The organism is Actinosynnema sp. NPDC059335, assembly GCF_042752395.1.
Classification (GTDB): domain Bacteria; phylum Actinomycetota; class Actinomycetes; order Mycobacteriales; family Pseudonocardiaceae; genus Actinosynnema.
Map to the genome: position 1 here is coordinate 11,106 of NZ_JBHYXZ010000121.1, position 16,564 is coordinate 27,669.

Annotated in this window: 3 protein-coding genes; 2 read left to right on the top strand and 1 reads right to left on the bottom strand. The window is 74.3% G+C overall.

What is annotated here, in order from left to right:
- The first annotated feature begins 270 nt into the window (after positions 1–270).
- Together ACFXGA_RS29650 and ACFXGA_RS29655 are read left to right on the top strand one after the other, a co-directional pair.
- Complete coding sequence (locus tag ACFXGA_RS29650; protein ID WP_378093493.1) at positions 271–13,605, top strand: hemopexin repeat-containing protein; 13,335 nt, start codon at positions 271–273, stop codon at positions 13,603–13,605.
- 20 nt (positions 13,606–13,625) lie between these two features.
- On the top strand, positions 13,626–15,101 hold the full coding sequence (locus ACFXGA_RS29655) for a hypothetical protein (protein WP_378093495.1): 1,476 nt from the start codon (positions 13,626–13,628) through the stop codon (positions 15,099–15,101).
- A 214-nt stretch (positions 15,102–15,315) separates the two neighbouring features.
- On the opposite strand, the gene ACFXGA_RS29660 is transcribed toward ACFXGA_RS29655, so the two are convergent.
- Positions 15,316–16,098, bottom strand: coding sequence for a TIGR03084 family metal-binding protein (locus ACFXGA_RS29660; protein ID WP_378093497.1), 783 nt, complete (start codon positions 16,096–16,098; stop codon positions 15,316–15,318).
- Positions 16,099–16,564: the final 466 nt, after the last annotated feature.

Genomic DNA, 16,564 nt, shown 5'->3' on the forward strand with positions numbered 1-16,564 from the left:
GGTGAAGATGCGCGGTGTCGCGTAGCGGCCGGTCCGGGAGTGGCGATGACCGGTTCGGAGGTGGGGTTGCCGTCTCCCGGTCGATTCCCGGGAGGGCGGGTGGTCCGGCGTCGGCCGCCCGTGGCGAAGGCGGGCGGATCCACCGCCGGAATCCGGGTGGTCCCGGATCGCATCGAACCGGTGGCCGGGCGCGGCTTCCCGGTGATTCCCGCCCGGCCGCGCCGTCGTGGCCGATCACCGTTGCCGACGTAGTCAACCTTGGGGGCCGCTGTGCGTCGTGACCATTCCCTGCCGACCTACGAGCAGCTCTTCGGGGCGCTCGACTTCCGCGCGGTCGACGAGGGGCGCTCGGTCTACTCGCCGGCGGCCTACCTGGCCGACCTGCTCGAACTGATCGACGACAACTTCGCCGGCGACCCGCTCACCGGCGCGGACCGGCGGCCGGACATCGCGACGATCCCGCTGGACGGCGAACACGCCTACACGGAATTACCGTACCTGGACGTGGTGAACCGGGTGCTCGCCGCGGTCGTGGGCCCGGACGCGCACGCGGAATTGACGCGGCTGAAGTTCCCGTTCGCCCTCCCGTTCGACCTGGACCGGGAAAAGGTGCGCCGCTACCTGCGCCACTTCCGGGTCGGCCCGGTCGAGCTGTACGAGTTGTTCGCGCGCCGGTCGGACCGCGACGTCGTCGCCCGCGAGTTCCTGGGTCTTTCCGCCGCCGACGTCGCGCTGGTGACCACGGTCGTCACCGACCCCGCGGACCTGCTGGCGAACTACTACGGCGTGGACGGCTCGTTCGCCGATCTGGAGGACGTCCCCGCCTTCGTCCGCGCCACGCGGCTGACCGCCACCGAACTCGACGCCCTGGTCACCCTGGGCGCGGACGCGTTCGTCCACCAGGGCGGGCCGCGGGTGGCCCTCGACCCCGGGGGCCGGCGACTGGTGTGGGGCGACGGCTCCGCGCCCGTGCCGCCGGAGTGGTTCGAACGGGTCGGCAGGTTCGTGCGGCTGGCGCGCCGGACCGGTCTGACGCTCCCCGAGACCGACGTGGTGCTCCGCCGCTGCTGCGGCAACCGGATCGACCCGGCCGCGCTGCGCGTGCTGGCCGTCGTCGTCCACCTGCACCGCGCCCTGGACCTCCCGGTCGACGTGGTCACCGCCCTCGCGGGGCCGCTCGACGGCGACCTGTTCGAGCGGGTGTTCAACGAGCCGTTCGCCGCCGAGCGCACGGTGATCGCCGGTCCCGCGACCCCGCCGGTGGACGGCGTGCGCGTGCTCGGCGCCCCCGGCGACGTCCTCGCGCCGCGCAACCAGGAGTACCGCGCCCGCGTGGGCCGCGCGGTCGGCCTGTCCGAGGCGGACCTCGTCACCACCGTCCGGCGCGTGCGGCAGCGGTACCCCGGCACGGTGGCCGGCTCCGGCCCGTTCGACCGCGACGGGATCGGCCTGGACGCGCTGTCCCTGCTGCACCGGGTCGGGCGGCTGACCCGGGCGCTCGACGTCACCGCGACCGAGCTGTTCGACGTGCTGGACGCGCTGGGCAACGACCCGCTGAGCGTGCGCGCGAGCGCCTTCGGCGGCCTGCTCGACACCGAACCGCCCACGGCGGACCCCTACGCGCTGCTGGAGGCGCGTGACGTCGGCTCGGGCCTGTGCCTGGCGCAACTCCTGCTCGGCGTGGTGCGGTGGATGCGGGCGCTCGGCGTGGACGGCTCGGAACTGCGCGACGTCCTGGGCCGCACGGCGCCGGGTGAGGTCGACGAGGACTGGGACGCGGTCCGCGCCCGGTTGCACGACGCGCTGGACGAGGTCGGCCTGACCCCCGACCTGTTCGTGTCCGAGCGGTTCGGGCAGCGCGCCGCCCAGGTCCTGCACGACGTGCTCGTCCAGTCCGACGGGGTCGTCGCCCGGGACCACCGCGTGCTGCGGCTCGACCCCGCCCTGGTCGGGACGGCCGCGTACGACGCGGTGACCGACCTGGCGGCGATCACCGAGGAGGACTTCCGCGGGCTCGGGCTCGCCGCGCCGTTGGCCGGCAAGGTCTTCACCAACCTCGTGCTCACCGGCCTGCTGGACCCGTCCGGGACGCTGCTGCCCGAGCGGCTGCCGACGACGGCCGCGCGGTTCCGGCTCACGACCGACTTCTCCGCGGTCCGGGAGCCGCTGTTCGCCCTCGTCGCCGAGTGCTGCGCGGCCGACCCGGCGGCCCTCTACCCCTCGGACCTCACGACGCTGGGCGGGCTCACCGACGAGCAGCGGGCCGAGCTGTACGACAACCTGGTCGTGCTCGGCCACCTCGACCCGTCCGGCGAAGTCCGCGCGCCGGAGTTCTTCGCCGACCGGGGGAACGCCGCCGGGTTCGCGGTCGACGTGCCCCTCGACGCCGTCGCGGCGGACGTGTTCGACCTGCTGCGCGACCTCGCCGACCGCGCGCGGACCGAGCCGGTCCCGGTCGACCCGGAGGTCTTCGCCGACATCGCGCTCACCGCGCGGCAACGGGCCGACCTGCTGGAGAGCCTGCGGTTCAACGGCTACGTCGACGGCGACGACAACTACGTCGACCCCGCGGCGCTGGCCCGGCTGACCCTCGACGGGTTCGGCCTCGCCGTGACGTTCCACCCGCACCGCGCGGCCGTCCTGCGCGCCGTCCAGGGGCAGCTCGCCGCGGCCCGCACGGCCGCGCTCACCGTGGACGCGGACCGGTTCGGCGAGATCGCCGACCACGCCGCCGCCCGCGCCGTCGCCGAGGCCCTGGCCGGCGCCTACCTCCACGACAACGTGGTGCCCGAGGAGCTCCGGGCCTTCTTCGCCGACCCGGACAACGTGGTGTCGCCGGCCGGCTCGCCCTGGGAACGGCTGTTCCCCGCGGGCGACCTGGCCGCGATCACCCGCCGGATCGCCACCGTGCTGACCGACCAGCGGCCCTACCGGTTCGACCTCGACGCCCTCGCCGGGCTGGGCTTCGACGCCGACGAGACCGCCCGGCTGGTCGCCGTCCTCGTCGCCCGCGGCGACCTCCACGACGACCTCGCGGTGCCCGAGGAGCGGCTGGCCTGGTTCGCCACGCCGTCCAACGCCCTCGGCTACACCCTGCCCGGCCTGGAGGACTACGCGGCCGACGTCTTCGCCCTGCTGCACACCGCCGCCCGCGAACTGCTCGCGGGCGGCGAGGAGGTCACCGCGGCCCTCACCGCCCGGGCCGGCGTGCAGCGCGACGCGCTGCTGGGGGTGCTGGCGGACGCGACCGGGCACCGCGCGGCCACGGTCGAGGCCCTGTGCGCGGGGGTCTGCGGCAGCGTGGCCGAGGCGTTCGACGTGCTGCCCGCGGCGGGCTCGGCCGGCCGCCGCGCCTACCACCGGATCCGGCGGTTCGCCCTGCTGGCCGCCCGGCTGGGGCTCGACCCGACCGGGATCGGCGTCGCCTTCCACGACCAGGACCTGGCGGGCAAGTTCCCCGAGCCGCTGGTGCTGCCGGCGGGCGTCGACCGCGTCGACGCCCTGCTGGAGTCCGCCGACGGCAACCGCTACCTGTTCCACGGCACGGCGTGGTGGGCCTACCCGCAGGGCGCCGACACCCCGACCGGGCCGTCCGCGCCGCTCGCGGAGCTGTCACCCCGGTTCGCCGGACTCCTCGGCGTGGACGCCGCCTTCACCGACGCGCAGGGCACGGAATGGCTCGTCGGGCACGACGCCGCCGGGTCGCACACCTTCACCCGCGCGCCCGGCGCCGGGCACTGGGACCGCCGCCCGCAGGTCTGGGGCGCGGTCCGCAACGCCTTCGACGCCGAACCGGCCCGGATCGACAGCGCCTTCGTGGACGACGAAGGCCGGACCTACCTGTTCCGGGGCGACCAGTACGTGCGCTACTCCGGCCCCGACCTCGCCTTCGTGGACGAGGGCTACCCGCGCGCGATCGGCGAGTGGTGGGAGGGGGAGGGGCGGCACACGCCGCTGCCGGAGCGGTTCCGGACCGCGGTCGACGCGTCGTTCCAGGACCGCGACGGCACGACCCACCTGTTCTCGGGCGATCGCTGCCTGGCGGTCGGCGACGTGCTCGGCGAGCGCCCGACCGCCGAGGTCTGGGGCCGGGTGCGCAACGCCCTGGCCGACACCGGCCGGGTCGACGCCGCCTACGCCGAGGCGTCGTCGGTCGTGCTGTTCTCGGGCAACCAGGTGGTGCGCTACTCGGACAGCATCGAGAACGACGGCGTGCTGGTCGACGAGGGCTACCCGCGCGCGATCGAGTCCCACCTGCCCGGTGTGCCGGTCGGGTTCGACGGCGCGCTGGACGCGGCCTTCGCCGAGCCGTCCGGGGTGGTGCACCTGTTCAAGGACGGCCGGACGGTCGCGTTGGAGCCGGGCGGGACCGGTGCGCCGGTCCGACCGGGCCCGACCGCGGGGCGCTGGGGCGTGCTGGCGCCGACGCTGGCCGACGGCGTGGTCGACTCCGCGTTCGTCGGCCTCGACGGGATGACCTACCTGTTCAGCGGCGACCGGTACCTGCGGTACTCCGGCTCCGACTACGCCGCGGTCGACCTGGGCCACCCGCGGCGCATCGCCCCGGACTGGGGCGGGCTGCGCCGCGTCGGCGCGTCGTTCGTGCTGGACGGCGCGACGCACCTGTTCGGCGCGGGCGGGTTGCTGTTCGACCTCCCGCCGGAGCACGAGCCCGACCTGGCCGCCGGCGTCGTGTCCCGGGCGCTGCGCGACCTGCTCCGGGAGCGCGGGATCGGCGTCGGCGCGGACACGCGGGTCACCGGTTCCGCCCCGCGGTGGCGCCTGGAGGCGGAACGCGGGATCAAGCTCGTCCTGCGGCGGGCGGCCGACCGGATCGAGGTGCACGCCGACCCCGAGCAGGACGTCCAGTACCACGTCCGCTACTCGACCCGCGACCAAGCCACGCCCGACGCCGGCTACCCGCGACCGCTGGCCGACAACTGGTGGAACCTCCCCGAGGGCGGGTTCACCACCGTGGACGCGGTGTTCACCGGCCGGGACGACCGGACCTACCTGTTCTCCGGCGACCGGTACGTCGTGTTCGACGCCAAGCGCCGCTGGTGGTCCGAGCCGAGACCGCTGGCCGAGCGGTGGGACAGCCTGCCGTTCGACCGGGTCGACGCGGCCTTCGTCGGCCGGGACGGGCGGACCTACGTCTTCTCGGGCACCCGCTACGTCCGCTACTCCGGCGCCGACCACACCGGAGTGGACGACCGGTACCCGGCCCCGAACACCGCCTTCTGGGGCAGGGTGGGCAACGCCATCGCCCGGCACGGCCGAGTCGACGCCACCCTGGTGCTGGACTCCGCCACGTACCTGTTCAGCGGCAACCAGTACGTCCGCTACGACGGCGCGGACCTCGCCACGGTCGCCGACGGCCACCCCCGGTCGATCGGGTCGCTGCGGCACGAGCCCCGGTTCGCGGGGCTGCCCGAACCGCTGACCGGCCCGGTCGAGGCCGCGTTCGCCGACCGGCGCACGGCCTACCTGCTGGTCGCGGGCCGCTGGCACGCCGTGTCGGACGCCCTGCACCGCCGCTACCCGGGGTTCGACGACGTCCGGTGCGCGTTCGTCGAGGACGGCGCGGTCCTCGCCGAAGGACCGGACGGCTGGCGGCGCTACAGCGCCCTGGAGGGCACGACGGTGACGAAGACCCCGGCGCGGCCGCGGGTCCTGCGCACCGCGCCCGCCGCCTTCCGCACCGGCCTGGACGCCGTGCTGCGCGGCGCGGACGGCAACACCTACCTGTTCAAGGGCACCAGGTGCTTCGACGTCCGGCTGAACCGGGAGTACCCGCTGGCCGAGGACTGGGGCCGCGGCCGCAACACCATCGCGCAGGACAACCGGGTGGACGCCGCGTTCGTCGGGCGGGACGGGCGCACCTACGTGTTCAGCGGCGACCAGTTCGTGGTCTACGAAGGCCCGCGGGCCGCGGACGCCGACATCGTCGGCGAGCCCCGGTCGATCGCCGAGCACTGGGCCGGCCTGACCGGCGTCACCCTGGCCTACGTCCGCGGCGGCCTGACCTACGTGTTCGAGCACCCGGACGCCGAGGGCGCCCAGCGCTACCTGGTGTTCTCCGGGACCGACTACACCCGGCCGGACGAGGGCTGCCCGCTGCGCGCCGACGCGACGTTCTGGGACGTCCCCGCCCACCTGCGGCCCGCCGGCTTCACCGCGCCCGACGCGGTGCTGTTCGAGGGCGAGAACATGCTGGTGATCACCGGGGACGAGTACCTGGCCCGGCACGAGGTCACCGGCGCGTGGTCGCCCGCCCGACCGGTGAGCAGGCTCTGGCCCGGCGTCGAGCGCGACTGGCCCGGACCGGTGACCGCCGCGTTCACGGCGCCGGCCGCGTTCGGGTCGGACGCCGCGACCTACCTCTTCTTCGCCGACCGGTTCACCCGCGTCACCGGGGGCGCGGTCGCGCCGACGCGCCCGATCCGCGACGCCTGGGGCCGGTCGCGCAACAACTTCGTGGCCGGCGGCGGCCGCGTGGACGCCGCGTTCGTCGCCGGGGACAGGACGTTCCTGTTCTCCGGCGACCAGTACGTCCGCTACACCGGCACCGCCTACCGCCACGCCGACCCCGGCTACCCCAAGCTCATCGCGGACAACCTCCGCGAGGAGGACGCGTTCGCGAACCTGCCCGACTCGTTCGAGGACGCGGTGGCCGCCCGGGTCGAGGCGGGCGCCGGCGCGGTGGTCGACGCCGTCGTGGCCAACCGGCGCACCGCGCACCTGTTCGTCGGCGGCGAGTGCCACGTCGTCTCACGCACCCTGACCGCCACCTACGACGCCGCCGGGCTGGGCCTCGGCCGGGTGCGCAACACGCTCGCCGAGCGCGGCCGGGTCGACGCCGCGCTGGTGGACGACGGCCGCACGTTCCTGTTCAGCGGCGACCAGTACGTGCGCTACTCCGGCGGCGACCTGGCGTTCGCGGACGAGGGCTACCCGCGCGCGATCGAGACCTCCCTGCCCCGGGAACTGGGCCTGGACGCCCTGCCCGAGCCGCTGCGCGACGGCGTGGACGCGGCGTTCCGCGGCGCCGACGGCGGCGTGCGCCTCTTCGCCGGCCCGCACTGGATCGACGTGCGGGCGCCCGAGGTCCGGCCGATCGCCGGCGTCTGGGGCCGGGTCCGCAACGCGTTCACCGACAACCCCGGCGTGGACGCCGCCTTCGTCGCCCCGGCCGGTGGCCTGCACGTGTTCCGGGACGGGCAGTACGCCCGCTACGGCGGCGACGACCTCCGCCACGTGGACGACGGGTTCCCCCGCACGGTGCGCGACGACTGGGGCGACCTGCCCACCGACATCGAGGAGCGCGTCGACGTCGCGTTCGTCCTCGACGGACGGACCTACCTCGGCCGGGGCGACCGCTACGTCCGCTACTCCGGCGGCGACCACCGGCAGGTCGACCGGACCTACCCCCAGCCGTTCCACCGCCGGTGGTCGGCCTGGGCGGACTACCGGTTCGAGGACCTGCGCACGATCACCCGGTTCGCCGACCTCGCCCGCACCCGCGACGGGCTCGCGGAGTTCGTCGCGACCGGGCCGGGCGCGGTCGCCGACCCCCACCTGCAGCTCGCCGAGATCATGGGCTGGGACGTGGAGGACGTGCGCTGGCTGCTCAGGCGTCGCGCCCTGCGCACCGGCGCACCCGACGACGACCGGGTCGAGCTGGAGACGGTGCTGAAGCTGGTCGACGTGTTCACCGCCGCCGACGCGCTCGGCGCGGGACCCGCCGCGGTCTTCGACGTCTGGTCGGGGCTGCACGGCGAGCGGCCCTCCGACGCCGCCGCGGCCGCGCTGCTGCACGACCTGCTCGCGCGCCGGCACAGCCCTCAGGACTGGGCGGTGCTCTCCCGCCAGGTCCACGACGAGCTGGCCGTGGCCGAACGGGACGCGCTGGTGGCAGCCGTGCTCGCCAGGACCGGCGCGGACACCTCCCGCGAGCTGTTCGAGCGGTTCCTGATCGACGTCGACATGGGCAGCCGGGGCACGACGTCCCCGATCCGGGAGGCCATCGCGGCCACCCAGCTGTTCCTGCACCGCTACTTCCTGGACCTGGAGGACGTCACGCCCGTCGGCGGGCAGGTGCGCGACCGGCTGCGGACGTGGTGGACCTGGATGCGCAACTACCGGGTCTGGGAGGCCAACCGCAAGGTCTTCCTGTACCCGGAGAACTACCTGCGCCCGGAGCTGCGGGACCGCAAGACCCCGGCGTTCGAGGCGCTGGAGGCCGACCTGCTCCAGGGCGAGGTCACGCCCGCGTCGGTGGAACTGGCCTACAAGCGCTACCTGGACGAGTACACCGAGGTGTCCCGCCTGGCCATCGCCGGCGGCCACGTCTACACCGCGGGCGCCGAGGACACCCGCGACCTGGTCCTGTTCGGCCGCACCCGGACCGAGCCGCGGCGCTACTACTACCGGCGTGCCCGGTTCCGCAGCGCGGACAAGCTCACCGGCTCGTGGGAGCCGTGGCTCAAGGTCGACGTGCAGATCGACGCGGACGAGGTCCACCCGGTGCACGCGTTCAACCGGGTGTTCGTGTTCTGGACCACGGTCGAGACCGTCCCGCCCGCCACACCGGCCACAACCACGCTGGCCACCCGTGACCAGGGCGACCGGCAGGAGGTCACCGCACCGCCCGCGACCGAGCACGTCCGGATCCACTACTCGTTCTACAACCTGGCCGGGGAGTGGGTGCCCGCGCAGACGTTGGCCATGGACACCCGCGGCGACGGCACGATCCACGACGTGCGGCTGGCCGTCGAGGTGGCGGGCCGGCACTCCGACGACCCCGAGTCGATCGCCGTGACCTGCACCTACTCGGTGATCACGACGACACCGGGCGGGCCCGGCGCGCCTCCGGTGCTGACCAGGGCGACGCACGTCCAGGCGTCCGCGTTGACCGCGGAACTGGTCGAGGAGGTGCTGCCGGTGCCCGCCCTCGGCGCGGGCCCCGCCGCCACCGACCCGCTCCGCGAGGTCCTGGCCCCGGCGGAGCTCGACGCGGCGGCCGGCGCGGACCCGGCGAACCGGCCCCGGCTGGTGCGGTTCACCAGCCCGAGCGGGGGCGACTACGGCCCCTGGTTCAGCATCGACCACAAGGGCGGCAGCTTCCTGTGCCGCCCGGCCGTCGTGGCGCCGGCCGAGCCCGTCGTGCCGCGCCCGCTCGCCGACCTCGGCCTGACCGGGTGGACCCGGGTCGACGCCGCGGTCGAGCTGCCCGGCGGCGTCCGGTACTTCTTCGACAACGAGGCCCACCGCTACCTCCGGATCACCGACGGCAGGCCAGGCGACGCCGGCGCCACCGCGGACCGCTGGGGGCGCGCGGTCACGCACCTGACCCGCACCGGCCTGGTCGACGCCGTCCTGCACCGCCGCGACCCCGACGGCGAGCACACCTACGTGTTCTCGGGCGGGCAGTACTTCCGCTACCGCGGTGTGTTCGGCGCGCTCGACCCCGGGTACCCCAAGGACCTCCTGACCAACGACGAGGGATTCCCGGCGTGGGCGCGGGTCGACGCCGCGTTCACCGACCTCAACGGCGTCGAGTGGTTCCACTCGGCCGCGGGCGGCGGCCGGATCGAGCGCGGCGACGACCTCGGCGCCCCGGCGACCGCCCTGTTCGGCGCGGGCTCCGGGCTCACCCGGTTCGACGCGGCGATCGTGGACGCCGAACGCCGGCTCACCTACGTGTTCGTCGGCGACGAGTACCTCCGGTACACCGGCAACCACTACGGGGCGCCCGACGAGGGCCACGCGCGCAGGTTCCCCGACAGCGGGGAGAACTTCCCGACGTGGGCGAGGATCGGCGCGGCCCTGCGGGTCCGCGACACGTCGTGGTACTTCGACGACGCCACCCTGACGTGCACCCGGGTCGAGGTCGAGCGGCCGGGCGAGGGCCGGCCGCCCCGCAAGCCCAAGGTCGTGGAGACGAGCTTCCCGAGCCGGGACCTGGCCCGCGGCGCCACCACCGGCGGGCTGACCACCGTGGACTCGGCCTACCTCGACGGCCCGCACCTGTACCTGACCAGCGGCCGGCAGCTGGTCCGCTACACCCTGCCCGCCCAGGGCGGCCCGGTGCCGGACACGGTCGACGAGGGCTACCCGGAACCGCTGGCGCAGCGGATCACCGCGGTGTTCCGGCGCGGCCCGCACCGCTACGCGTTCAGCGGCGCGTTCTACGCGCGGCTGTCGTCCGGCCTGACCGACGTCACCGGTTTCGCGCCGGTCGACGGCAACTGGGGCGACCTGCCGGAGAACTTCGCCGAGGTCACCGGCGTGCTGGACAGCGAGTCGGACCGGTGCCTGTACCTGTTCGCGGGCGGGAACCACCTCGGCTACCCGACCACGACGACGGTGCCCCGGCCGTTCGAGCGGGCCGCGCTGCCGATCGAGGTCGTCCGCCTGACCACGAGCACGGCCGCGCAGCTCAACCAGCGGCTGCTGGGCGGCGGCGTCGCGGCCCTGCTGGCGCCGGCCGGTCAGGAGCTGGACGAGCGCCCGGCGTTCTCGACCGAGCGGTCGGACCGCAACACCATCCGGCTCCGCGACGACCGGGTCGTGCCGGGCCGGCTGCCCGCGAGCGCCCACCTGGACTTCCAGAGCGCCAACGGCCTGTACTACTGGGAGATCTTCTTCCACGCGCCCGTCCTGATCGCGCAGGCGCTCAACGCCGCGCAGCGGTTCGCCGACGCGCGCCAGTGGTACGAGCACGTCTTCGACCCCACCGAACCCGACCGGTACTGGCGGTTCCTGCCGTTCCTCGCGGTGGACCTCGCCGCGCTGGCCGACCGGTCGCGGCGCGACCTCGCGGAACTGGCGGGCAGGCTCGCCGCCGCCGGGTTCGACGAGCCGGCGGGCCTCGCCGCCGAGCTGGACGAGGTGCTGGCCGACCTGGAGCGGCTGACGCCCGCGTTCCGCGAGAACCGCCCGCTGGACGGCGGGGAACTCGCGGTGCTCGACCGGCTGGCGTCCTCGCGGCTGCACGTGCTGCTCGCGGACGCGGTGACCGCCGCGAAGGCCCGGATCACGCCGCGCACCCGCGAACCGAAGCGCACCCTGTGGCGGGGCGTCGTGCAGGCCGTCGAGCAGTTGCAGGAACGCACCGCGCTGATCGCGGACCTCCGGCGGTACTACGACCTGGTGGGCGATCGCGACAGCCTCGTCGACGCCTACCGCGACGACCCGTTCGACCCGCACGCCATCGCCGACCTGCGCCCGGTGGCCTACCGCCGCGCGGTGGTGATGGCCTACCTCGACAACCTGCTCGACTGGGGCGACATGCTGTTCCGGCAGTACACCGGGGAGAGCATCGACGAGGCCCGGATGCTCTACGTCTTCGCCTGGGACCTGCTCGGCCTGCGGCCCGAGCTGCCCGGGAAGGCGCCGCTCAGCCCGTCGCGCACCTACCGGGAGCTGGACGACGAGCCGGGCGAGCTGGACCTGTTGGCGGAGTTGACCGGCGGCGGCGCGCTGTTGGAAGGACCGGGTGGCGTCCACGCCGGCGTGGCGAACCGCTACTTCCGGATCCCGGACAACAGCGCGTTCACCGCGTACTGGGACCGGGTCGAGGACCGGCTGCGCAAGATCAGGGACTCGTTGAACATCCTGGGGATCAGCCTGCCGCTGCCCCTGTTCGAGCCGCCGATCGACCCGATGGACCTGGTCCGCAGCGTGGCCGCCGGCGTCGGGGTCGACCAGGCGGTCGCCGCCGGTGTCGCCGCGACCGTTCCGCACCACCGGTTCGAGGCGACCTTCCGCCGGGCCCAGGACCTGGCCGACCGGCTCCGCCAGCTCGGCGGCGACCTGCTCTCGGTGCTGGAGCGGCGGGACGCCGAGGAACTCGGCCTGCTGCACAACCGGCAGGAGGGCGTCCTGCTGGACATGACGCGGTCGATCAGGGACGCCCAGGTCGAGGCCGCCGCGGCGACCCTGCGCGAGCTGCAGGCGAGCCGTGACGCGGCCAACCAGCGGATCGCCCACTACCAGCAGTTGATCGCGACCGGCCTCACCCCGCTGGAACAGGCCCAGCTCGGGACGATGGGCGCGGCCGCGGCCCTGCACCTGACCTCGGGCCTGCTCAAGGTCGGCGCCGCCATCGCGCACGCCGTGCCGCAGGCCACCGTCGGGCCGTTCAGCGTCGGCTCGACGTGGGGCGGCCACCACCTGGGCAACGTGCTCGACAAGGGCTCCGAGATGCCGCAGGTGCTCGGCGAGGGGCTGAGCGTGACGGGCGAACTGCTCGGCGTGCGCGCCGAGCAGGAACGCACCCGCCAGGAGTGGGAGTTCCAGCTGGCCAACGCCACCGGCGACCTCGCCCAGATCAACCACCAGGTGGCCGCCGCCGAGCAGCAGCTCGCGGTCGCGCGCCGCGAGGCCGAGGTCCTCGCGCAGGAGATCACCCACAACCGGGCCGTCGGCGCGCTGCTCAAGGACAAGTTCACCAACGTCGAGCTGTACGGGTGGATGGCGGGCCGGCTGTCCGGCCTGTACTTCCAGGCGTACTCGCTGGCGCACGACACCGCGAAGGCCGCCGAACGGGCCTTGCGGTTCGAGCGCGGCCTGGGCGACGCCGAGGCGTCCGTCATCCGCCCGGCCCACTGGGACAGCCGCCGCGCCGGCCTGCTCGCCGGCGACAGCCTCGGCGTGGACCTGGACCGGCTGAACCAGCTCTACGCCGACACCGCCGCCCGCGACCTGGAGATCACCAAGCAGGTGTCGCTGCTCGACCTGGAGCCGGCGGCGGCGCTGCGGCTGGCCACGAGCGGGTCGTGCGAGTTCACGCTGCCCGAGGAGCTGTTCGACCGCGACTTCCCCGGCCACTTCCGACGCCAGATCCGCACCCTGACCGTCACCTTCGTGGACGACGACGGCGAAGCGGCGCAGCCCAACGCCACGCTGACCCAGCTCGGCCACAAGACCGTGCTGGAACCGGACCCGAAGGCGGTGCGGCACCTGCTCGACCCCGCGGAGCCGCTGCCCGCCACCCTGCGCGTCGACTGGCGGGCCGGCCAGCAGATCGCGCTGTCCCAACCCGGCGAGCAGGACAACAACGGGCTGTTCGAGCTGCGCTACGACGACGCCCGCTACCTGCCGTTCGAGGGCACGGGAGCGGTGTCCACGTGGCGCCTGGAGCTGACCGGGCGCCGGGCGACCCGGTTGCGGGACGTCCTGCTGACCGTGCGGTACACGGCCGCACAGGGCGGCGAGCTGTTCGCGAACGTGGTGAAGGGCATGCTCAAGCCCTACCCGGCGGCCCGGTTCCTCGACGTCGCGACCGAGTTCCCCGACGAGTGGCGCGACTTCGTCGACGGCGACGGCGACCGGCTGACCCTCCCGATCACCGCGGACCTGCTGCCCGGTCTGACCGGCAACCGGATCATCGGCATCTACCCCCGCTACGGCACGGCCGACGGCGCCGCGCCGCGGCTGACGGTCGACGGCGACCGGTCGATGGCGCTCACCGAGGGCAAGCTGCTGCTCACCCCGGACCTGCGCGTGGACGGCGGCGGCTGGACCTTCGTGCTCGACGGTGACAAGGAGGCCCTGACCGGCCTCGGCCTGGTGCTGGCCTACCGGGCCGCGGCGGCCTGAACACGAGAGGACGGGCGGCGATGGAGCCCTCGAGGAAGAAGACGTCCACCACCACGCGAAAGAAGAAGAAGCGGGAGAAGGGCAAGGAACCGGCGCGGCCGGGCAGCCCGGCGGACGACGTGCGGCTGACTAAGCAGAAGCGCAAGAAGAAGGAAGCCACGCCGGTGAACGTGGCCGACGACCTCCGGACCGCCCGCGAGCTCTGGATGCGGGAGGAGTCGGCGAACGCGAACCGGGACGACCCCATGCTGGCGCAGTTGCGCGGCGAGGGTTCCGAGCGGCGGACGCCGCCGCAGGCCGCGCCGATGCCGTTCGCCGATCCGCCGATGGACAACCCGATGCAGACCGGCGTCCAGCGCATGGTCGCGAGCGCGCGGGACCTGATGGACATCAAGGCGCTGCAGGAGCTGCGACCCGACTTCTACGGCACGCTGACGCCCAACCAGGTCTGGGCGCTGGTCGTGGCGGAGCGCAAGGGCCAACTGCAACGCGAGGAAGCCCTGCGCGAGTCCGAGGCCCGCCTGAGGAAGCTGAACGAGACCTTCGGCACGCACTACCGGTCCGAGCACCTCCCCGCCATCCTCCGGTCCCTGCGGGAGCGACGGCTCGCGACGAACTTCTTCCTGTCCATCCCGCCCGGCGGCAACCGGGACGGGGTCGTGGCCGGGGCCACGCTGCTCGACCTCCTCATCGCCGACGATGAGGGCCTGTTCCGCAACGTCTGGGAGACCGGCACGTCGCAGGCGTCGGCCAACCTGCGCACGCGCGGCGGCGTGGAGGAGCGGTTCGGGTACGCGTTCGCGCTCAAGCGCACGGACGGGACCCCGCTCAAGTTCATCGGCGGTGGCGACGGCGCGTTCGCCCGCGAACCGGTCGGGCCGCCGCTCGACGAGGACGACACGTCCGACGCCGCGGTCTACCGGCGCAGGCTTCAGGCGGAGTTCCCCAACTACCTGAAACCGGGCGAGATGCCCAAGTACGCCGCCGCGGTCGGGGCGTCGCAGGCGTTCGGCGTCAGCGCGCGGTACGGCTCGTCGGTCGTGTACTGGAAGCGGGACATCGACTGGCGCACCACCCGCACGCCGGGCGACAGCTGGAGCGTCGACTTCCTCCAGTCCGCGGTGTCCTTCGTCGGCGCCGACCACCCGGAGTCGGTCTTCGCCTACACCGAGCTGGACATCGCCCGGCTCGCCGCGGCCGAGGCCACCGGCTTCGAGTTCGACGAGGAGCAGGCCGCGAAGGTCGAGCGCGACGGCGCGAACCTCAGCGCGTACGTCGAGGCCCAGATCCACGGCGACCTGTCGTGGCGGGACGTCGACAAGGTCGTGCTGAACTACGGGGTGTTCGGCGGGATCAAGGGTGACGTGGTGGTCACCTACGAGGACGTGGAGAGGGACGCCGAGAAGCTCCGGGCGTTCGCCAGGAAGGCCGGGTACGACTTCACCGTGGAGATCGGGCGGAAGTACGTGCGCCCCGAGGACGATGAGAAGACGTGACTTCCCGGGCGGGCGGGTGTGCCGCGCCCGTCGGGCAAGCGCGCCGAACCCGGGTCTGCTGTGGCCGGCGGGTGGGTGTGCCGTCGCCGCCGGGGTGTCGCCCGCCCGGTGTTCGCGCCACCGCCCGGTCGGCGTCCACGCGCCGGACCGGGGCGGTGACGGCGGGTTCGTGCCGGCTGCGGACCAGGGCGGGTGATCGCGGTTCCCTGCCCGGCTAGTGGGCGAACTGGCCGGGCGCGCGGCCCTCGCCCGCCGGACCCCGGTACGCCTGCGCGATCTCCAACCAGCGCGTCGCCAGGTCGCCGGACGCGGTGACGGCCAGGTCCCGGTGGTGCCGCCGCCGCGTGACCAGCAGGCAGAAGTCCACCGCCGGCCCGCTGATCCGCTGGGTCGCGTCCTCCGGGCCGAAGTCCCACCGCTTGCCCGACGGAGCGGTGATCTCGAACCGGAACTCCTCGGTCGGTGGCTGCTCGCCGCGCGCCAGGTAGCCGAAGTCCTTGGTGCGCACGGCGAACGCGACCAGGAAGCCGACCCGGTCGTCCCACTCGCGGGTGATCCCGAGCGCGTCCGCGATGTCCTGCCCGTGGCCGAACAGCTCCATCAGCCCGGCGCTCGCCAGCATCGCGGGCGGCAACGGGTTGACCAGCCACGGCACCACCTGGTCGGCGGGGACGGCGGCCAGCGCGTCGATGGTCCGGCTCTTGGTCTCCTGCCAGAGGGCGAACAGCGCGTCGGGGTCGAGCGTGAGGTGCGGCGCCATGGCGGCGTTGACGTTCGCGTTGAAGTCGTCGGACAGGGTGGCCAGCAGCGCGGTGAACCGGTCGCCGTCGGCCGCCGACAGGCCCGCCAGCGAGAAGATCGTCGTCAGGTGCGCGATCTGGTGCTTGATCGTCCACCCGACGGCCGGGGTGGGCAGCGACCACTTCCCGGGGTCGAGGTCGGCCACCATCCGGTCCACGTCGTCACCTGTCGCAGTCAGTGCCGAGATCACGTCCACGGTCGTGCTCCTCCCGTTCGCAAGGGAACTTCCCGCACCAGCGCGCCTGGTCGAGCATCCCGCAGCGGGCGGTGGATGTCTTATCTCGACGTGCTCTTGCCCGTGCCGGGGGAGTCACCGGCCGCGGAAGGCACGGGCGCGTGCCGCGAGCCGTCGGCGGGCCGAGCGGCACGACCGTCGTGACGTGCCCTTGCCCCGCGCCGGGAGGAGCGCCGGGCGCTCAAGGCACGGGCGCGTGCCGCGACCCGGCGGCGGGCCGAGCGGTACGACCGGGACGGGCACGCCGATCGCCCGACACCGCCGGGGTGGATCGACGGGCCCGACCCCGCGTGCGGGTGAACGCCCCACCCCCACCGCCGGGGGGCGCACCGGCGGCGGGGGCCGCCCGCCCCGGGTCCGGCCGCGGCGGGCGCGCGCCCCGTGCCCCGCCCCCCTGTGGAGGCGCGCCCGGGCGCAGCGGCGCGCC